The organism is Nonomuraea fastidiosa, from assembly GCF_042751225.1.
GTDB lineage: Bacteria > Actinomycetota > Actinomycetes > Streptosporangiales > Streptosporangiaceae > Nonomuraea > Nonomuraea fastidiosa.
Genome location: NZ_CP170570.1, coordinates 3823736 through 3841603 on the forward strand (window position 1 = coordinate 3823736; position 17868 = coordinate 3841603).

At 71.4% G+C, this 17868-nt stretch carries 18 protein-coding genes; 11 read left to right on the plus strand and 7 right to left on the minus strand.

The features are described from left to right. The 7 genes from rpmJ (at nt 1) to truA (ending at nt 4604) form a co-directional block, all read left to right on the plus strand. Nucleotides 1-114 (plus strand): 50S ribosomal protein L36, encoded by a 114-nt coding sequence (gene rpmJ / locus ACFMQL_RS17780; protein WP_003956441.1) that lies wholly within the window; start codon nt 1-3, stop codon nt 112-114. 211 nt (nt 115-325) lie between these two features. After that, nucleotides 326-706, plus strand: coding sequence for a 30S ribosomal protein S13 (gene rpsM, locus ACFMQL_RS17785; protein ID WP_364068616.1), 381 nt, complete (start codon nt 326-328; stop codon nt 704-706). Between the two features lie 117 nt (nt 707-823). Beyond that, a complete protein-coding gene (gene rpsK, locus ACFMQL_RS17790; RefSeq protein ID WP_378786104.1) occupies nt 824-1228 on the plus strand; it encodes a 30S ribosomal protein S11 in 405 nt (134 codons plus the stop codon). Nucleotides 1229-1251: 23 nt separating this feature from the next. Further along, a complete protein-coding gene (gene rpsD, locus ACFMQL_RS17795; protein WP_364068614.1) occupies nt 1252-1878 on the plus strand; it encodes a 30S ribosomal protein S4 in 627 nt (208 codons plus the stop codon). A gap of 97 nt (nt 1879-1975) precedes the next feature. Next, nucleotides 1976-2992, plus strand: a complete 1017-nt coding sequence (locus ACFMQL_RS17800; RefSeq protein WP_364068612.1) for a DNA-directed RNA polymerase subunit alpha — start codon at nt 1976-1978, stop codon at nt 2990-2992. A 95-nt stretch (nt 2993-3087) separates the two neighbouring features. After that, nucleotides 3088-3651 (plus strand): 50S ribosomal protein L17, encoded by a 564-nt coding sequence (rplQ, locus tag ACFMQL_RS17805; protein WP_364068610.1) that lies wholly within the window; start codon nt 3088-3090, stop codon nt 3649-3651. A gap of 92 nt (nt 3652-3743) precedes the next feature. Next, nucleotides 3744-4604: a tRNA pseudouridine(38-40) synthase TruA gene (truA, locus tag ACFMQL_RS17810; protein WP_364068608.1), complete on the plus strand. Its 861-nt coding sequence runs from the start codon at nt 3744-3746 to the stop codon at nt 4602-4604. 449 nt (nt 4605-5053) lie between these two features. Here truA and ACFMQL_RS17815 read toward each other — a convergent pair whose 3' ends face one another. After that, nucleotides 5054-7519 (minus strand): hypothetical protein, encoded by a 2466-nt coding sequence (locus tag ACFMQL_RS17815; RefSeq protein WP_378786107.1) that lies wholly within the window; start codon nt 7517-7519, stop codon nt 5054-5056. 147 nt (nt 7520-7666) lie between these two features. Between ACFMQL_RS17815 and ACFMQL_RS17820 the strand changes: the two genes are divergently transcribed. Next, nucleotides 7667-7972: a hypothetical protein gene (locus ACFMQL_RS17820; RefSeq protein WP_364068604.1), complete on the plus strand. Its 306-nt coding sequence runs from the start codon at nt 7667-7669 to the stop codon at nt 7970-7972. 1288 nt (nt 7973-9260) lie between these two features. On the opposite strand, the gene ACFMQL_RS17825 is transcribed toward ACFMQL_RS17820, so the two are convergent. Together ACFMQL_RS17825 and ACFMQL_RS17830 are read right to left on the minus strand one after the other, a co-directional pair. Next, nucleotides 9261-9929 carry a hypothetical protein gene (locus tag ACFMQL_RS17825; protein ID WP_378786109.1) on the minus strand — a complete coding sequence of 223 codons (669 nt, stop codon included), beginning with the start codon at nt 9927-9929 and terminating at the stop codon, nt 9261-9263. 797 nt (nt 9930-10726) lie between these two features. After that, the gene (locus tag ACFMQL_RS17830; RefSeq protein ID WP_378786111.1) at nt 10727-11491 is read right to left on the minus strand and encodes a CAP domain-containing protein; all 765 of its coding nucleotides are present in this window, start codon (nt 11489-11491) and stop codon (nt 10727-10729) included. A gap of 309 nt (nt 11492-11800) precedes the next feature. Between ACFMQL_RS17830 and rplM the strand changes: the two genes are divergently transcribed. The 3 genes from rplM to glmM are packed head-to-tail and all read left to right on the plus strand — an operon-like array spanning nt 11801 to nt 14144. Next, on the plus strand, nt 11801-12244 hold the full coding sequence (gene rplM, locus ACFMQL_RS17835) for a 50S ribosomal protein L13 (RefSeq protein ID WP_364068598.1): 444 nt from the start codon (nt 11801-11803) through the stop codon (nt 12242-12244). Nucleotides 12245-12270: 26 nt separating this feature from the next. Then, nucleotides 12271-12792 carry a 30S ribosomal protein S9 gene (gene rpsI, locus ACFMQL_RS17840; RefSeq protein WP_364068596.1) on the plus strand — a complete coding sequence of 174 codons (522 nt, stop codon included), beginning with the start codon at nt 12271-12273 and terminating at the stop codon, nt 12790-12792. A gap of 2 nt (nt 12793-12794) precedes the next feature. Beyond that, a complete protein-coding gene (gene glmM, locus ACFMQL_RS17845; RefSeq protein ID WP_364068594.1) occupies nt 12795-14144 on the plus strand; it encodes a phosphoglucosamine mutase in 1350 nt (449 codons plus the stop codon). 120 nt (nt 14145-14264) lie between these two features. Here glmM and ACFMQL_RS17850 read toward each other — a convergent pair whose 3' ends face one another. Genes ACFMQL_RS17850 through ACFMQL_RS17865 form a run of 4 tightly spaced genes read right to left on the minus strand, consistent with a single transcriptional unit; the run spans nt 14265 to nt 17657 of the window. Then, on the minus strand, nt 14265-14981 hold the full coding sequence (locus tag ACFMQL_RS17850; RefSeq protein ID WP_364068592.1) for an ABC transporter permease subunit: 717 nt from the start codon (nt 14979-14981) through the stop codon (nt 14265-14267). 3 nt (nt 14982-14984) lie between these two features. Beyond that, complete coding sequence (locus ACFMQL_RS17855; RefSeq protein ID WP_364068590.1) at nt 14985-15899, minus strand: ABC transporter ATP-binding protein; 915 nt, start codon at nt 15897-15899, stop codon at nt 14985-14987. Beyond that, complete coding sequence (locus ACFMQL_RS17860; protein WP_364068588.1) at nt 15896-16756, minus strand: ABC transporter permease; 861 nt, start codon at nt 16754-16756, stop codon at nt 15896-15898. Before ACFMQL_RS17860 ends, ACFMQL_RS17855 begins: the two co-directional genes overlap by 4 nt. Further along, a complete protein-coding gene (locus ACFMQL_RS17865) occupies nt 16749-17657 on the minus strand; it encodes an ABC transporter ATP-binding protein (protein WP_378786115.1) in 909 nt (302 codons plus the stop codon). Before ACFMQL_RS17865 ends, ACFMQL_RS17860 begins: the two co-directional genes overlap by 8 nt. Nucleotides 17658-17868 lie beyond the last annotated feature (211 nt).

The window sequence follows — 17868 nt, forward strand, 5'->3', positions numbered from 1 at the left end:
ATGAAGGTAAAGCCGAGCGTCAAGAAGATCTGCGACAAGTGCAAGGTGATCCGCCGGCACGGTCGCGTCATGGTGATCTGCGACAACCTGCGCCACAAGCAGCGCCAGGGCTAGTCGCCGCAAGGCTTCTCCGAGTCCGCCCCGCAAGGGAGCGGGCTCGACGCATGAGGAGCCTGAGTCAGTTAGCGCGTCTCACACCTGAGAAGGCGGCGTCAGCCGAACCACTCAGGAGACCCCCGGTCGGAGGCCGGGGCCCTCACCCCGGGCATTGGGGAGGGGTAGTGCGGCGCAAGACCTCCGCCACATAGAAGGAGAATGCCCGACCATGGCTCGCCTGGTTGGCGTCGACCTCCCCCGCGACAAGCGGCTGGAGATCGCTCTCACCTACATCTACGGAATCGGCCGCACCCGGGCTCAGGAGATCCTGAAGGCCACCGGCGTCAACGGCGACCTCCGCGTGCACCAGCTCACCGACAACGAGCTCGTCCCGATGCGTGACTACATCGAGGCGAACTTCAAGATCGAGGGTGACCTGCGCCGCGAGGTTCAGGCCGACATCCGTCGCAAGATCGAGATCGGTTGCTACCAGGGCATCCGGCACCGCAAGGGCCTGCCCGTGCACGGTCAGCGCACGCAGACCAACGCGCGTACCCGTAAGGGCAAGAAGAAGACCGTCGCCGGCAAGAAGAAGCCCGGTAAGAAGTAGTCCCGCATGGGGGTCGCCGACGCCCGGACCCGGTCGTTCACACGACCGGCGAGTGCCGGGCCGGCGCGATCGTCACACACAGCCGCGGACCGAAGACCTCAGGAGTAATGGCAAACAATGCCTCCTAAGAGCCGCCAGGGCGCGCCGAAGAAGGTGCGCCGCAAGGAGAAGAAGAACGTCGCTCACGGGCACGCCCACATCAAGAGCACGTTCAACAACACGATCGTCTCGATCACCGACCCGAACGGGAATGTGATCTCCTGGGCCAGCGCCGGCCACGTGGGTTTCAAGGGCTCCCGTAAGTCCACCCCGTTCGCCGCCCAGATGGCCGCCGAGAACGCCGCCCGCCGCGCCATGGAGCACGGCATGCGCAAGGTCGACGTCTTCGTCAAGGGTCCCGGCTCCGGCCGCGAGACCGCGATCCGCTCGCTGCAGGCCACCGGCCTGGAGGTGGGCTCGATCCAGGACGTCACCCCGGTTCCGCACAACGGTTGCCGGCTGCTGAAGCGCCGCCGCGTCTGACTTAGCCCAGGAGATACAGAGAAATGGCTCGTTACACGGGCGCCGACTGCAAGCTCTGCCGCCGGGAGAAGACCAAGCTCTTCCTCAAGGGCAGCAAGTGCGAGTCCGCCAAGTGCCCCATCGAGATCCGTCCTTACCCGCCGGGTGAGCACGGTCGCGGACGTCCCAAGGAGTCCGAGTACCAGCTTCAGCTTCGTGAGAAGCAGAAGACCCGCCGCATCTACGGCGTCCTCGAGAAGCAGTTCCACAACTACTACGAGGAGGCCGCGAGCCGGTCGGGCAAGTCGGGTGAGGTTCTGCTCCAGATCCTGGAGAGCCGCCTCGACAACGTCGTCTACCGCGCCGGGTTCGCGCAGTCGCGCGACGCCGCCCGCCAGCAGGTCCGTCACGGGCACTTCCTGGTGAACGGCAAGAAGGTCGACATCCCGTCCTACCGCGTTCGCGAGCACGACATCATCGAGGTCCGCGAGAGCAAGCGGAACCTGATGCCGTACGAGGTGGCCCGCGCCACCGCCGGCGAGCGCACCGTTCCCGCCTGGCTCGGCGTCGTGCCGGACAAGCTGCGCATCCTGGTCCACCAGCTTCCGGTACGCCAGCAGATCGACACGCAGGTGCAAGAGCAGCTCATCGTCGAGTACTACTCGAAGTGAGCCTCGGCCGGGGTGCGCACTGTCGCATCCCGGCTACGCTGTTCATCGGAGTGGCGTCATATAGCGGGCGTCACACGAAAAAGGGGAGAACCCGCTCATGCTGATCGCTCAGCGTCCGACTCTTCTGGAAGAGTCGATCGACGAGACCCGGTCCCGGTTCGTCATCGAGCCGCTGGAGCCCGGCTTCGGCTACACCATCGGAAACTCGCTGCGCCGCACGCTGCTGTCGTCCATCCCGGGCGCCGCCGTGACGAGCATCCGCATCGAGGGCGTGCTGCACGAGTTCTCGACCGTCCCCGGGGTCAAGGAAGACGTCACCGACATCATCCTCAACCTCAAGGAACTGGTCGTGTCCTCCGAGCACGACGAGCCGGTCGTGATGTACCTGCGCAAGCAGGGCCCGGGTGAGGTGACCGCGGCCGACATCGCGCCGCCCGCCGGCGTCGAGGTGCACAACCCCGAACTGCGCATCGCCACGCTCAACAGCAAGGCCAAGCTGGAGATGGAGCTGACCGTCGAGCGCGGTCGCGGCTACGTCTCCGCCGCCCAGAACAAGCAGCCGGGCCAGGAGATCGGCCGCATCCCGATCGACTCGATCTACTCCCCGGTCCTCAAGGTCACCTACAAGGTCGAGGCCACCCGAGTCGAGCAGCGTACCGACTTCGACCGTCTCATCCTCGACGTCGAGACCAAGCCCGCGATGAAGCCCCGCGACGCGGTGGCCTCCGCCGGCAAGACCCTCGTCGAGCTCTTCGGCCTGGCCCGCGAGCTCAACGTCGAGGCCGAGGGCATCGACATCGGCCCGTCGCCGACCGACGCGGCCCTGGCCGCCGACCTGGCGCTGCCGATCGAAGAGCTCAACCTCACCGTCCGCTCCTACAACTGCCTCAAGCGCGAGGGCATCCACACCGTGGGTGAGCTCGTCGCCCGCAGCGAGCAGGACCTGCTCGACATCCGTAACTTCGGCGCCAAGTCGATCGAAGAGGTCAAGCAGAAGCTGCACGAGATGTCGCTGGCGCTGAAGGACTCCCCGCCCGGGTTCGACCCGAGCGCGGTGGCCGGTGGCGGCTACGAGGACGACGACAGCGCGTACGTCGAGACCGAGCAGTACTGATTCCCAGTTAGCGCGGGCCCCCGATGGCGGGGGCCTGGCGGCCCGACTCCGGTACCTGGTACGGCCGGGGCGGGTGAACCTCAAGGAGAAATGACATGCCCAAGCCCACCAAGGGTGCACGTCTTGGCGGCAGCCCGGCGCACGAGCGGCTGATCCTGGCCAACCTGGCCACGGACCTGTTCCGCCACGGCAAGATCCGCACGACGGTCGCCAAGGCCAAGCGCCTGCGTCCGCTGGCCGAGCGCCTGATCACCAAGGCGAAGAAGGGCGACATCCACAACCGGCGTCAGGTCCTGACCGTCGTTCGGGACAAGGGCGTCGTGCACCACCTCTTCACCGAAATCGCGCCGACGTTCGCTGAGCGTCCCGGCGGCTACACCCGCATCACCAAGATCGGTGCGCGTAAGGGCGACAACGCCCCGATGGCGGTCATCGAGCTGGTGACCGAGCCGATGAACGCCGTCACCACCCGCCGCACCACCCCGGCCGCCGCTGCCGAGGCTCCCAAGGCCGAGGAGGCGAAGGCTGAGGAGACCAAGGCTGAGGCTCCGGCTGAGGAGAGCGCCGCCGAGGCCCCCAAGGCTGAGGAGGCCAAGGCTGAGGCTCCGGCTGAGGAGTCCGCTCCGGCCGAGGGCGAGGCGAAGAAGGACGAGGCCTGATCTATCAGGATTTCAGGCTTCTCAGGCTGAAGGAAGCGGGCCCGACCCCCTTTGCGGGGTTCGGGCCCGTTTTCGATTAAGGGAGGATCATCGTGGTACGGCTCCGCCTCGACCTCGCGTACGACGGGACCGACTTCTCGGGATGGGCCAGGCAGCCGGGACTGCGTACCGTCCAGGGGGAGATCGAGCAGGCGCTCGGGCGGATCCTGCGCCTCGATGCGCCGGCCATGCTGACCGTGGCCGGGCGTACCGACGCGGGGGTGCACGCGCGCGGCCAGGTCGCGCACGTGGACGTGCCCGAGGCGGCGCTGAAGGAGCTCGACGGGAACCGGGGGCCGCTGAGCGTCGATGAGCGGCTCTCTGTGCTCGTGCGGCGGCTCGGTGGTGTCCTGGACCCAGATGTACGGATTTATCGGGTCTCCGTGGCTCCTGAGGGCTTTGACGCCCGATTCTCGGCGCTCTTCCGGCGGTACGCGTACCGCGTGGGCGACGCGCCCGGCGGCGTGGACCCGCTGCGGCGGCGCGAGGTCGTCTGGCACAACCGGCCTCTCGACATCGACGCGCTCAACGCCGCCGCCCAGCGGCTGCTCGGCGAGCACGACTTCGCCGCCTTCTGCAAGAAGCGCGAAGGCGCCACCACGATCAGGGAGCTGCAGCGGCTCGACTGGACGCGCGAGCCGGACGGCGTGCTGGTCGCCACCGTCGTCGCCGATGCGTTCTGCCACTCGATGGTGCGGGCGCTCGTGGGGTCGCTGCTCGCCGTGGGGGACGGGCGGCGGCCCGTCGAGTGGCCGGGCGAGGTGCTGCGGCGGGGGGTGCGGGACTCCGGAGTGCATGTGGCCCCCGCACACGGGCTGTGCCTGGAGGAGGTCCGGTACCCGGACGATGCCGAGCTCGCCGCTCGGGCCGCTGCTACGCGGCGGGTTCGCACAGTGGCGGCGGACGCCGGCTGAGGCCGGGGCCGGGCGCGCGCGCCTGAGGTTGCCGGGTCGCGCATCGTCGCCTCTGTGGTCGCACGGGCGAGATGGGAACCGGGCGCGTCACGCGTCGTCGCCCTCGGGCTGAGCCGGTGAGACAGGGCGCTTGCCGCTCGTCGTGCCGGGCTCGTGCCGCTCGTCGTGCCGGGCTCGTGCCGGGCTCGTGCCGGGCTCGTGCCGGGCTCGTGCCGGGCTCGTGCCGGGGCGGGTGCGCGCACCGGGCGTCGGGCTGTTGCGGGGTGGCGCGGCGGTGCGTGGCCGCCCGGCTCGGTCGGCCTGCACGTGGTACGCGCCGGCGGCGTGGGGGGAAGGCGGGGCAGGGGGAAGGCGCTGCGAGGTGCACGGCCTCGCAGCCCGGTCGGGGTTGGGTGCCTTAGCGCCCCAGTGGGGGTGAGGTGCGCGGCCGAGGGGCGGCCGCGCTCGCCTCAGTTCCTGCCGGCGCGGCGTTCGAGGACGTCCGAGGTCAGGTCGCGGAACGCGGCGCTGACCTTCGGCAGCGTCTTCTCATCGGCCTTCGGCGTGTGGCCGTCGGCGTGGGTCGCGTAGCTGAAGACGATGTAGCGGCCCCACACCAGGCCGGCCGCGTAGCCGCCCGCGATGTGGACGCGTTCGCCGCCCGAGCCGTCCGGGCCGGGCAGCGGCCGGAACCAGACGTTGTGCGACAGGTCCTTCGCCTGGTCCACGGCGGCCGCGGCGTCCTTGTCGGGCAGCACGGCGATGCCCGTGGTGACCGCGTAGCGGCGCTTGCCGTCGACGTACGTCGCCCGCAGCACCCGGCTGCACTTCTGCTCCTTCAGCGCGTCGGCGAACGCGCCCGTCGCGGCCTTGTCGCAGGTCGTCTCCATGCCGGCCTTGACGCGCGTGAACGTCGTGCCCGCCGCGCTGACCTTCTTCTTCGGGAACGCCTCCGTCAGGGACAGCTTCTGCGGGTCGGTCTCCTCCGAGTCGAGTACGGACGTGGCCGTCGGGCTCTCGGGCGGCGGCGCGGTGGTCGCCTGGACCGTGGGCGGCGGCGCGGACGCCCGGGTGGCCGCCGTCGTCGGGGCCGGCGAGGTCACCGTCTGGTACGCGAAGAAACCACCCGTCGCCACGCCCGCCAGGGCCAGCGCGCCCAGCGTCACCAGCAGGGCCCGCTTGCTCTTGGCCGGTGGCGGAGGCGGCGGTGGCGTCTGGAACGGCGGCTGCTTGAACGCGCCCGGCGGGAAGGCCGGGCTGCCCTGCCTCTGGGCGGGGACGTTGAAGGCCGACGTCGGCTTCTGGCCCCACGTTTCCCTGGGGAACGGAAGTTCGGGCAGCTTGTCACCGGCCGCCGCAGCCGGAGCCTGGGTCGGCGGCCAGACGGGGACGTCGCCGGGCTCGGCGGGACGGGCGCCTTCCTGGCCGTGGGGCGGCGGCGTGGCCGTCCCGCCCGCTCCGGGCGCACCTTGCCGGCCAGGCGCAGTGCCGGGCGCGCCGGGTGCGGTGCCGGGTCCGCCTTGTCCAGCGCCAGGCTTGCCGGGCCCAGCACTCGGCGTGCCGGCGGCGCTGCCGTGCTCGCCTGAGCCGGCGCCAGGCCCACTGGGCACAGCGCCGGCCTCGGCGGACTCGGTCCCCGGCTCGCCGGAGCCCGCAACGGGCGCGCCTGGCCCGCCGGAGCCCGCAACGGGTGCGCCTGGCTCGCCGGGGGCTGCTTCGGGGGCGCCGGGTCCGGTGCTCGGGGTGCCGGGGCCGGTGGCGGGCTTGTCGGCTCCTGTTCCAGCGGCCTCTGAGCCGGCGGCTCCTGTTCCAGCGGCTCCCGTTGCAGCGGCTCCTGCGCCAGCCTCGCCGCCCGCTGCCGCAGCAGCAGCCGTCGGCTTGGCGGGCGCGGTTCCGGGCTCGCCTTGGCCGGCGGAGCCGGGCCGGGCGTTCGGTGCGGCGGAAGCGGACCCTGCGGCCGGGGCCTGCTCCGCGTTGTGCGGGGTGGTGGTGTGGCCCTGGCCCTGGCCCTGGCTCTGGTTCTGGTTCTGCAGGTTGGCGACGCGCTGGGTGCTGTTCGGGTCCGCGGCCGGGTCCGCCTGCACCGCAGAAATCGCCTGGGCGTCCCCCTGGGTGCCGGAGGGCGCGTGGGAGTCGCCTTGCGTGCCTGGGGTTGCGGGGGCGTGGGCCTGCGCGCCATGGGTCGCGTGGGAGTCGCCTTGCGTTCCGGGCGTTGCGGGGGCGTCCCCAGGGGCTGCTTGCGTGTCCCCGTGCGTGGCGGCGTTCGGGCGGGGGTGGGCGGCCGTGGGCTGGTCCGTGGTGTCCCCGGACGGGACCTGCTCCCCGCTGTCATGAGGCCGCGAGGCGTTGTCGGCAGGGCGCGTGGCGGCCTTGCGCGGGTGGACGGCCGTCGTCGAGGACTCGTCGCTCTCGTGAGCGGTCGTCGCGTCCGCGTTTGCGGCGTTCTGCGCTGTTGCGTCCGGGTGGCCGGTGCTCGCGGCGGTGGCCGTCTTGCGCGGCGGCTCGTTGGACGACAGGGACGGCGGCGAGACGGGCGCCGGTGCGTCGCCCGCGCGCGCCTGTTCGGCACCCTCGCGTTGCGCCATGTAGTCGGCCGCCGGGATGCCTTCAGGGTCGGTCGCGTACACGTCGGGGTCGGTCGCGTCGGCGGCGGCGTCCGGTGCGTTCGGGCTGGTGCCCGGGCCTGCCGCGTTCGGGTCCGTGGTGTCGGCGCGCACGCTTGCGCCGATGACGTTCGGGTCGGTGGCGGTCGCGTCCGCGCCCGTTCCGCCGTGGGGGTCCGTCGTGATGGCGTCAGGCTGGTAGTCGGTGTCGCCTGCGGCCACCTGGTTCAGGACGAACGGGGTGGGGTTCGGGTTGAAGGGCGGCGGCATGAACGGCTCGTCCGCGTCGGGCACGGCCTCCAGCTCGCCTGTGGCGGCCGGCCACGGGGGCATGGCGTGTGAGTCGGACTGCGGTGCGGGCCATGCGGGCATGCCGGCCGCTGCCGCCGTGAACGCCGGTGGCGGCTCCCACGGCGGCGTGCCCGAACCCGCCCCCTGCGCAGGCCAGGCGCCCTGGCCGCTCTGGGGCTGGGCGTTCGGGTGCCCGCCCGGCTGCGGGCCTGCGTGATGCTGCTGGCCCTGCTGAGGTCCGGCGTTGGAGTGGTCGTCCTGCTGGGGAGCGGGCTGCGGGTGGGCTGCTCCCGGCGCGTTCCATGGGTGTACGTCCTGGGGCCGGCCCGGTTGCCCCGGCTGGCCTGCCTGGCCCGGGTGGCTTGGGTGGCCCGCCTGGTCTGCCTGGCCCGGGTGGCCTGGTTGCCCTGCCTGGCCCGGCTGGGCCTGGTCGGTGTGCGGTGCCGCGAGCGGTCGGCCCGGGTGGGCGGGGCCAGCCGGGGGGTGCGGCTGTGACACGCCGAACGGCGCTGCGGGCGGCTGCTGGCCGAACGCGTGCGGGCCGCCAGGAGGCGCGCCGAAAGCCGGCGGGTTGTGGGCAGGGGCGGGGTGCCCGCCGTCCGGATGCTGTGCACCGGACGGCGGCGTGCCAGGCCCGCCCTGCCCGAAGGCATGAGGCCCGCTCTGACCTGGCCCGGCCTGACCCGGCCCGTCCGCCTGACCTGGCCCGCTCTGACCTGGCCCGGCCTGACCCGGCCCGTCCGCCTGACCCGGCCCGCCCTGAGCCGGGCCGTCCTGCCCGAATGCGTGCGGGCCGTTCGGTGCCTGGCCGAGGGGCGTGGCGGGGCCGCCCTGCTCGAACGCGTGCGGGGCGCCCTGAGCTGGGCTGCCCGGTGCCTGGCCGAACGGCGGCTGGCCGGGCTGGCCCTGCGTGTGGTCGAAGGGTGGCTGGCCCTGAGGGTGGTTGAAGGGTGGCTGGGCCTGCGGGGGGCCGAAGGCGTGTGGGCCGCCCTGCGCAGGCGGGAACGGGGGCGGGGCGCTTTGGGGGCCGGTGAAGGCCGGCTGGCCGAAGCGGGGCGGGAGGGAAGCCTGGTTGTGCCCGGGCGCGGGTGCGGCCCCGAAGGGCGGCTGCGGCGCGGGCTGGGCCTGCGTGGGGTCGGCGAGCCAGTCGTAGGGCGCGGCTTCGTCGCCGGGGATCTCCCACGGCTGGGCGTCCGCGGGCCGCCCCGGAGGCGGGACGTGGGCGTTCTGGGCGCCAGCGGCGGCGCCAGAGATGGCGGAGTCATGGGCGGTGCCAGGCGCCGACGAGTCCGGCCCGGACGCCGATGCGCCAGGCCCGGACGAGCCCGCGTGAGGTGCCGTTGTGCCCGGCCCGGACGTCGGAGAGCCCGGCTGGGATGCCGGTGCGCCCGGCTGGGATGCCGGTGTGCTGGGGTGGCCGCCGGCAGCCTGGGCGGCCGGCCCTGGCTGGGTGCGGGGGTAGGGCTCGCTGAGCTGGGGCGGGGACGGGTGCCCGGGGGCACCCGCCGCCGTGTCGCTCAGGGATGGGTGTGGGTGGGACGGCGCCCGCTCGCCGGAGGGAGCGAACGCCGGTGGAACGTCTCGCCCGTCGGTCTGGCCGAAGCTCGGCGGTGGCGTCGCTGGGGCGGCCGAACCGTCGGCCTCCCTCTGATCGTGCTCAGACCCGGGTTCCTGGCCACGCATAGCTGGGAGCCTAGCGAGCCGAACGAGATCGTTAAGCCGGTATGGGCGTTCCCAGGGGCATCACCAGCCCCTTTGCAGGGGGTTCGCCCCAAAAGAACACTCAGCTCAGTGCGCTGCCGGTCAAGGCGCGGTTGTCCAGGGCCTCGTACACGGTGGCCTTGGTGATGTCGACGATGGCCTGCGAGATCCGCTTCGACCCCTTCGAGTCGGGCTTGGTGCCGTCCTTGCGCTGGAACCAGACGAGGATCGCGTAGTGGCCGTACGTCGAGATCTTCGCGCCGCCCGCGCCGGAGCCGAGCTGCTTGGTGACCTCGTCCTTGCCGGGCAGCGGCTTGACGTAGTTGCTCGAGCTGCCGGCCTTGGCGACCTTGGCCGCCTGCTTTTCGGAGCTGAGGTTGGCCACGCCGATCGTGCCGATCACCACGCCTTCCTTGTCACGGAAGCTCGCGCGGACGAACTGGGTGCACTTGGCGGACTTGAGCGCCTTCTGCAGGGCGTCGCCCAGTGCGCCGTCCGTGCACTTCTTGTCCTTGCTGGTGATCGTCATCTGGTAGCCGCGCTTCGAGACGGTGAACTTCCGCCTCTTGCCGAACATCTCCTTGATCGTGATCGGGTCGGGGTCGGTCTTGCGGCTGGCGGCGAAGCCGTACTTGCCGGGCGGGACCGAGGGCAGCGGCGCCGAGGTCTGGCGGGACGCGGTGGTCTCGGCGGTGACGGGCTCGTCGGCGTTGTACATCATGACCAGGCCGCCGGTGAGCAGGCCGAGCACGACCAGGCCGCCGATGCCGGCGAGCAGCGGGCCGCGCGAGCGGCTGTTCTCGTCGTACGGGCTCCAGCCGATGCGGCTTTGCGCGGTGGTCTTGGCCGGGCGGCCGTCGCCGGCGCCGTCCTTGCCGTTGTCGGCGCCGGCCGGGGCACCGCGGTCCTTACGGCCACGGCGACCTGAGGACTTGTCGCCCTTGCCCTTCTTCTTGCCGTCCGCGCCCTTGCCGCCGTCGGGCTCAGGAGGGGTGCCGAAAGCGGAGGTGGGCTCGTTGGGGCCGGGAATGTTCGGTGCTCCTGCCGGGGCCGGCGTTCGGGGCCGCCCTGACCGGTGCCAGGGCCGCCGAAGGCGTCAGAACCGAAGCCGCCCTGCGGAGGAGGACCGGCAGGATCGCCGCCGAAACCGCCGCCGGGACCACCCGGGCCGCCGCCGTGGCGGCCACCGTCGCCCGGCCCGCCCGGACCGCCGGGCCCGCCGCCGTGCCGGCCCGAGCCGCTCATGAACAGGCTGCCGGGAGGCTCGGCACCGCCGGGGCCGTTCGCGAGGGGATCGTCGCCAGGCCCGCCTCTGCGGGCGCGGCCGCCGCCGGCCGGGCCGTCGGCGGCGGCGAACATGCCGCCCTGGGCGTCGGCGGCCCCGCCACCTGCGGGGACGTTGCTCGTGAAGAGGCTGCCCGCCGTCGCGTCCGACGGTGCGCCGCCGCCCCTGGGCCTGCCGCCCATGCCGTAGGGGGCGCTGCCGGTGCCGTGCTCACGTTCCCCACTGCCGTTGGAAACCATGCGGCGACATTACCGTGATGTTCGTCATTGGGTTCCGAAGTCTTGGGTCCACCATGGGCCTCCCGGCCCGGATGCGACCCCCACGCCGATGGCCTTCAGGCGGCAGTCGAGGATGTTCCTGCGGTGGTCACGGCTGGCCAGCCAGCCGTTCACGGCCTCGGCGGGGGTGCTGTCGCCGGCGCCGATGTTCTCGGCGGCGCCCCAGCGGTATCCGGCGCGCTCCATCCGGTCCCAGGGGGACGAGCCGTCGGGGGAGTTGTGCGCGAGCTCGCCGGATCGGGCCATCTCCAGCGAGTGCGTACGCGCCGACCTGGTGAGCCCCGCGTCGACCCTGAGCGGCCCGCATCCGCGCTTGACCCGCGCGGAGTTGGTCAGCGTGACGACCTCGGAGGCCATGTCGCTCAGCACCCGTACGTCCTCGCGCCCGTTGTCGAACGCCGCCGACGGGTCGTCGTGCGAGTTGAAGCCCTCGATGCGCCCGTCGGGGGTACGGCGCGGTGCGGACGTCGCGGTGGGCTCGCCGACCTCCTTCTTGATGGTGATGCCCCGCGGGATGCTCTCCACCTGCGGCTGCGCCTTCTTCTGCGCGGTCGGCTCCGGGGCGGCGGTGGCGGCTGCGGGCGGCGCGGTCTCGCTGAGGTAGATGTGGGGGGCAGGTTCCTCTTCGCTGCTCAGCCGGCCGATCAGCACACCCGTGAACAGGACCGCCAGGAGGCAGGTCAGCAGGCCCAGGTGGTTCCGGCGCCGGAGGCCGCGCTGGGTGTGCCGGGTGCGAGAGAACTGCCACATACCGCCGCCAACGATAGGGATGTCTGGTCCTGGGAAAGAAGAGGTCCCAGGGAAACGAAACCTAACCGTTCTGCGGTCAGGTAGACTCACACAGGGTTACCGGTCTTTTTGACCTGCACGCCTATTGGCGGGTAGCTTAGGTTCGTTGTGTGCATAGGTCCTGCGTGACCGATGCGCGGCGCGTCCGGCGTCATCTCCCATGTGATGGAGACGGAAGGTCCGGGCCGTCGTGTGCCCGCACCGACCGACCAATGTGTAGCTGTCGCATCCGACAGCGCCGAAGACGCGAGCATAAAGAAGGCTACGACCGTGCGCACGTACTCACCGAAGCCCGCCGACGTCCAGCGTCAGTGGTACGTCATCGACGCGACCGATGTCGTGCTGGGCCGGCTGGCCAGCCACGTCGCGACCCTGCTCCGCGGCAAGCACAAGCCGATCTATGCCCCCCACGTCGACACGGGTGACTTCGTCATCGTGATCAACGCGGACAAGGTCGCGCTGAGCGGCAACAAGCTTGAGCAGAAGAAGGCGTACCGCCACTCGGGCTACCCGGGCGGTCTGCGTTCCGTCACGTACGGCGAGCTCATGGAGAAGCGGCCGGAGAGGGCCGTCGAGAAGGCCGTCAAGGGCATGCTGCCGAAGAACTCCCTCGGCCGGAAGATGGCCAAGAAGCTGAAGGTCTACGCGGGCCCCGAGCACCCGCACAAGGCCCAGCAGCCCGTGCCGTTCCAGATCACCCAGATCGCCCAGTAGTAGTTCGAAAGAGTTAGAGGAGAACCGTGGCTGAGCCCACCGGTGTCGAGACGGCCGTAGAGGCCGAGCTGGAGGACTACTCCGGCGAGGACTTCCCGTCCGAGTACACCACCGAGTCCGCCGCCAGCGCTGACGCTCCCGTGCGCAAGCCCGTCACCACGGGCAACTCGTACGGCACCGGCCGCCGGAAGCAGGCGATCGCCCGCGTGCGCATCGTCCCCGGCACCGGCAAGTGGACGATCAACGGTCGTTCGCTGGACAACTACTTCCCGAACAAGGTCCACCAGCAGATCGTCAACGAGCCCTTCGTGGTGCTCGGCGCCGAGGAGGCGTTCGACGTCATCGCCCGCATCGACGGCGGTGGCGTGACCGGCCAGGCCGGTGCGCTGCGCATGGGCCTTTCCCGCGCGCTGGCGAGCCTCGACGTCGAGGTCAACCGCCCGCCGCTGAAGAAGGCCGGCTTCCTCACCCGTGACGCCCGCGCCACGGAGCGGAAGAAGTACGGCCTCAAGAAGGCCCGTAAGGCTCCGCAGTACAGCAAGCGCTGACGTTGGCGCGCCTCTTCGGCACCGACGGGGTACGCGGGGTCGCGGGCCGCGACCTCACGGCCGAGCTCGCCATGGACCTGTCCGTGGCGGCGGCCCATGTCCTCGGCGATGCAGGCGCGTTCGCCGCCACCGGACGCCGTCCGGTGGCGGTCGTAGGCCGGGACCCGCGTGCCTCGGGAGAGTTCCTCGAGGCCGCCGTGGTCGCCGGCCTCGCGGCGTCCGGTGTGGATGTGCTGCGCCTTGGCGTGCTGCCCACTCCGGCCGTCGCCCACCTCACCGCCGCGCTCGGCGCCGACCTCGGCGTCATGCTGTCGGCCTCGCACAATCCGGCGCCGGACAACGGCATCAAGTTCCTGGCCCGCGGCGGCTTCAAGCTGTCCGACGCGGTCGAGGACGAGATCGAGCGCCGGCTGGGCGAGGAGTGGAGCTTTCCCGTCGGCTCGGGCGTGGGGCGCGTGCGTGACGCGTACGGTGAGGCCGACCGCTACATCTCCCACGTGCTGACCACGATGAACGCCCGGCTCGACGGGCTGCACGTCGTGGTCGACTGCGCTCACGGAGCGGCCCACATGGTGGCCCCCGAGGCGCTGGTGCGCGCGGGAGCCCGGGTCGAGGCCATCGGCGCCAGGCCCGACGGCCTCAACATCAACGACGGTCACGGCTCGACCCACCTCGACAAGCTGCGTCAGGTGGTCGTCTCGCGCGCGGCCGACGTCGGCGTGGCCTACGACGGCGACGCCGACCGCTGCCTCGCGGTCGATCACACGGGCGCGGTCGTCGACGGCGACCACATCATGGCCGTCCTGGCCACCGCTCTGCACAGCGAGGGCCTGCTGGCCAAGGACACCGTGGTGGCGACCGTCATGTCCAATTTGGGCTTCAAGCTCGCGATGCGCGAGGCCGGCATCTCCGTGGTCGAGACCGCGGTGGGCGACCGCTACGTGCTGGAGCGGATGAAGGCAGACGGCTACAACCTGGGCGGCGAGCAGTCGGGCCACGTCATCATGCTCGACCACGCCACCACGGGTGACGGCTTGCTCACCTCGCTGCAGCTGCTGAGCGTGATGGCCAAGTCGGGCGTGCCGCTCAAGGAGCTGGCCTCGGTGATGACGCCGCTGCCGCAGGTCCTGATCAATGTCAAGGACGTCGACAAGGACAGGGCCTCGGCCCCCGAGCTGGCCGCCGCCGTCGCGGAGGCGGAGGCGGAGCTGGGCGAGACCGGGCGCGTGCTGATCAGGCCGAGCGGCACCGAGCCGATGATCCGGGTGATGGTCGAGGCGGCCTCGGAAGAGCACGCCACGATGGTGGCGGCCCGCCTGGCCGACGTGGTCCGCAAGGTCTGCGGCGTCTGACGTTTCCGGGATCGGCCTGGAAGCCGGCCCAGGAGCAGAGAGTCAGGCGAAGGCCCGCGGGGAGATCCCCGCGGGCCTTCATTCTTGGAAGGACTCGACGCGGTGAGTCCCAGAGGAGGGCTACTCCTCGCCGGTGAGTGAGAACGCGCGCAGCCGCTGCCCGGCCAGCGCCACGGCGACGACGGTGACGACGAGCATGGCCGGGATGGCGAAGCCGAGTGCGACGTCCGCCTTGAGGAACGGCGAGTCGCTGATCTGGTCGGCGATCGACTGGCCCCAGCGCTGGATGGAGAACCTCCGCGCTCCGGGCACGAAGTTGCCGATCAGGCTCTCCCAGACCAGGGCGTAGACGATGCCGATCGTCACCGCGTGCCGGGTGACGACGCCGAGCAGCAGGAACAGCGCGGCGTAGGCGATGCCGGCGGCCAGCGTGCCGAGGGCGAAGCCGGCCGCGACGCCGTCCTCGTTCCGCAGCAGCAGCCAGCCCGACACGTACGTCGGCACGGCCGCGAACAGCGCCAGCAGCGACGTGGCGACCACGAACTTGGTCGTGACGATGGTCGGGCGGGAGATCGGCTTCGACATCAGGTGGATGATCGTGCCGTCGTCGATCTCGGGGGCGATGACGCCCGTGCCGGCGATGAGGCCGAGCAGCGGCAGCATGGTGCCGATGGCGAAGTTCTGCAGCAGCAGCACGGCCGAGCGCTGGTCGGCGGCGCCGAAGACGCGGAAGAGCACGGCGAGGCCGATCAGGGCCAGCGGCAGCAGCAGGAGCAGGATGATCCGCCGGCGCCCCAGCAGGGCCCGGTACGTGATGCCCGCGACGACAGTGTTCATGGCTCAGGAGCTCCTGTTGATGAGGTAGGAGAAGACGCTCTCCAGGTCCTCGTCCGCGGGGGAGACCTGGTGCAGGCTGACGCCCTCGGCGCGGGCGACCTGGGGCAGGAGGCGGGCGAAGCGGCGGAACTCGGTGGCCTGCACCTCCAGGCCGTCGGGGCGCAGCGTGAGACCGCCGGTGGAGTCGTCGCGTACGAGTGCGGCGGCGAGCTTCCTGTCGTCGCTGGAGCGGATGTGGAACAGGTGGGGCCGGTCCGTCATCAGCCGCCTGATCTCGCGGAAGTTGCCGGACGCGGCGTGCCTGCCGGCGACCAGCACCTCGATGTGCTGGGCGACCCGCTCGACCTCCTCCAGGATGTGCGAGCTGAACAGGATGGTCTTGCCCGCCGCTCCCATGCTGCGGATCAGGTCCATCAGGTGCAGCCGCTGGCGCGGGTCCATGCCGTTGAACGGCTCGTCGAGCAGCAGCACGGGCGGGTCGTGGACGAGCGCGGCGGCGACCTTGACGCGCTGGCGCATGCCCTTGGAGTACGTCTCGACCCGCCGGTCCTTGGGCTCCTCCATCTCGACGGTGGCAAGGGCCTTGCGCGCGGCCTCGTCGGGGTCGGGCAGGCCGTGCAGGCGGGCGGCCGAGAGCACGAACTGCCAGCCGGTCAGGAAGCCGTACACGCCCTCCCGCTCGGGGACCAGGCCGATGTTCCGGTAGATGTGGTGATTTTTCCAGACGCGGGTGCCGTCCAGCGTGACCGTGCCGCTCGACGGCGCGAGGAAGCCCGCCATCATGTGCAGGAGCGTCGACTTGCCCGCCCCGTTGGGGCCGAGCAGGCCCGTGACGCCCGGCCCGATCGTCATCGTGACGTCGTTGACCGCCACCACGTTGCCGTACCAGCGGGAGACCTGCGAAAGCTCGATCTTCATTGCGCGGCCGCCTTCCTGTAGCGCAGTGCGAGAGCGGCCAGGCCGACGGCGAGCAGCACCAGCAGCGCGATGATCGACGTGGCGCCGCCCGGGTAGGCGGCGTCCTCGATCGCGTGGGACGGCGTGCCGAACAGCGCGTGCTGGACCGAGTCGACCAGCCAGAACGGGTTGACCAGCCAGGCGTAGGTGGCCGCGGCCTCGTTGCCGGTGGAGTAGAGGGTGCCGTAGATGATCGGGACCGCGGCCGACGACAGCAGGTAGACCGTGATCACGGAGGCCACGCCGAGCCCGCGCCTGGGCGTGAACGAGGCCAGCGCGAGCCCGTAGACCGACAGCAGCAGCGCGAGCACCAGAGCCATGAGCATGGAGCTGAGGTATTCGCCGGTGGCGGGCGGCCCCGGCATGTCGATGAGCAGCTCGCCCACGAAGACCGCCGTGATCGGCGCCGCGACGAGCCCGAACACCGCGATGGTCATCGCCGCGACCTTCGCGCCGACGTAATCGGCGATCGAGCCGGGGCGCGACAGGTAGAGCGGCAGGACGCGATGGCGCAGGTCGGGCGCGACCACGGTGGGCGCCTGCGAGGCCAGGAAGATCGCGACGACGGCCTGCATGACGACCGCGAAGCCGCTGTAGTCGATGCCGCGCTGCTGGGCCAGGGCCATCAGGGCGATGTTCACGATGGCCGGCATGAACATGATGGCGACCAGCGAGTACGGCACGATCTTGCTGCGCGCGGGACGGCCGAGACCGAAGACGCCGCGCAGGCTGTGCACGGCCAGCGCCCTGGTCGCGTAGCCGCGGCCGAGCCTCGGGCCCTCGTAGTGGCGGTAGCCGATGTCGTAGATCTCAGACATGCGCGACCTCATCCCTGAAGACGTCCTCGATGCGGTGACGTCCCTGTTCGAGGCGGATCAGGCACAGCCCCAGCTCGGCGGTGGCGTCGCGGATGGCGTCGTACGTGCCGGGCCCCGCGACCTTGACGACGAGCTGCCGGCCCTGGCGCGAGACCGTCTGCCCGTCGCCGGACAGCCTGGCGGCCAGCTCGTCGAGCCCCTCGTCCACTTCGACGGTCAGGGTCTGCGTGGCCTGGGTGAACTCGCCGATGTCCGAGGAGCGCAGCAGCCGGCCCGCGTCGATGACGATGACGTGGTCGCAGATGCGCTCCAGCTCGCCCAGCAGGTGGGAGGTCACCAGCACGGTGATGCCGAACTCGGTGCCGATGCGCCGGATCAGCGTCAGCATCTCGTCGCGCCCGCGCGGGTCGAGGCCGTTGGTCGGCTCGTCGAGGAAGATCAGCTTGGGGTCGTGGACGAGCGCCTGCGCCAGCTTCACCCGCTGCTTCATGCCGGTGGAGTAGGTGCCGATGGCGCGGTAGCGCTCTTCTGCGAGCCCCACGTGGCGCAGCACGTCGGCGGCGCGCTCGCGGGCCGCGGTGCGCGGCAGCCCGGACATGCGGGCGAGGTGGACGACTAATTCGGTCGCGGAGACGTCGGGGGGCAGGCATTCGTGCTCGGGCATGTAGCCGACGAGCCGGCGGATCTCGGCGCCCTGCGTGACGATGTCGAAGCCGAGCACGCGGGCGGTGCCCTCCGACGGCGCCAGCAGGCCGAGCATCATCTTGATCATCGTCGACTTGCCGGCGCCGTTCGCCCCGACCAGACCGGTGACCCCGGGCCCCACGGTGACCGTGAGGTGGTCGACCGCGGTGACGGTGGGGAAGCGCTTGGTCAGCCCCTCGGTGGCGAGGATGTGCATGTGCCGGACACTACCCGTACGCCCGATGCCGCCGCCTCGGTCATACGGATGAACGCCGTCCTCCTTGAGACCGGAATCCGGCCTGGACCGCGGGTGCGATCGCGGCCCGGACCGGTCATCCTCGCGACGGGCCGGCAATCGGATGTCAACGAGCTGATGACACCGGTACGCGAGATTTCCTCACATGATCCGGTTCTGGTGTCACGAGCAC

Bases quoted from the DNA above. Each gene is read 5' to 3' on its own strand.
- rpmJ (WP_003956441.1), top strand. From the start codon at position 1: ATGAAGGTAAAGCCGAGCGTCAAGAAGATCTGCGACAAGTGCAAGGTG.
- rpsM (WP_364068616.1), top strand. From the start codon at position 326: ATGGCTCGCCTGGTTGGCGTCGACCTCCCCCGCGACAAGCGGCTGGAG.
- rpsK (WP_378786104.1), top strand. From the start codon at position 824: ATGCCTCCTAAGAGCCGCCAGGGCGCGCCGAAGAAGGTGCGCCGCAAG.
- rpsD (WP_364068614.1), top strand. From the start codon at position 1,252: ATGGCTCGTTACACGGGCGCCGACTGCAAGCTCTGCCGCCGGGAGAAG.
- ACFMQL_RS17800 (WP_364068612.1), top strand. From the start codon at position 1,976: ATGCTGATCGCTCAGCGTCCGACTCTTCTGGAAGAGTCGATCGACGAG.
- rplQ (WP_364068610.1), top strand. From the start codon at position 3,088: ATGCCCAAGCCCACCAAGGGTGCACGTCTTGGCGGCAGCCCGGCGCAC.
- ACFMQL_RS17815 (WP_378786107.1), bottom strand. From the start codon at position 7,519: ATGCCCCCGTGGCCGGCCGCCACAGGCGAGCTGGAGGCCGTGCCCGAC.
- ACFMQL_RS17830 (WP_378786111.1), bottom strand. From the start codon at position 11,491: ATGTGGCAGTTCTCTCGCACCCGGCACACCCAGCGCGGCCTCCGGCGC.
- ACFMQL_RS17850 (WP_364068592.1), bottom strand. From the start codon at position 14,981: ATGAACACTGTCGTCGCGGGCATCACGTACCGGGCCCTGCTGGGGCGC.
- ACFMQL_RS17855 (WP_364068590.1), bottom strand. From the start codon at position 15,899: ATGAAGATCGAGCTTTCGCAGGTCTCCCGCTGGTACGGCAACGTGGTG.
- ACFMQL_RS17860 (WP_364068588.1), bottom strand. From the start codon at position 16,756: ATGTCTGAGATCTACGACATCGGCTACCGCCACTACGAGGGCCCGAGG.
- ACFMQL_RS17865 (WP_378786115.1), bottom strand. From the start codon at position 17,657: ATGCACATCCTCGCCACCGAGGGGCTGACCAAGCGCTTCCCCACCGTC.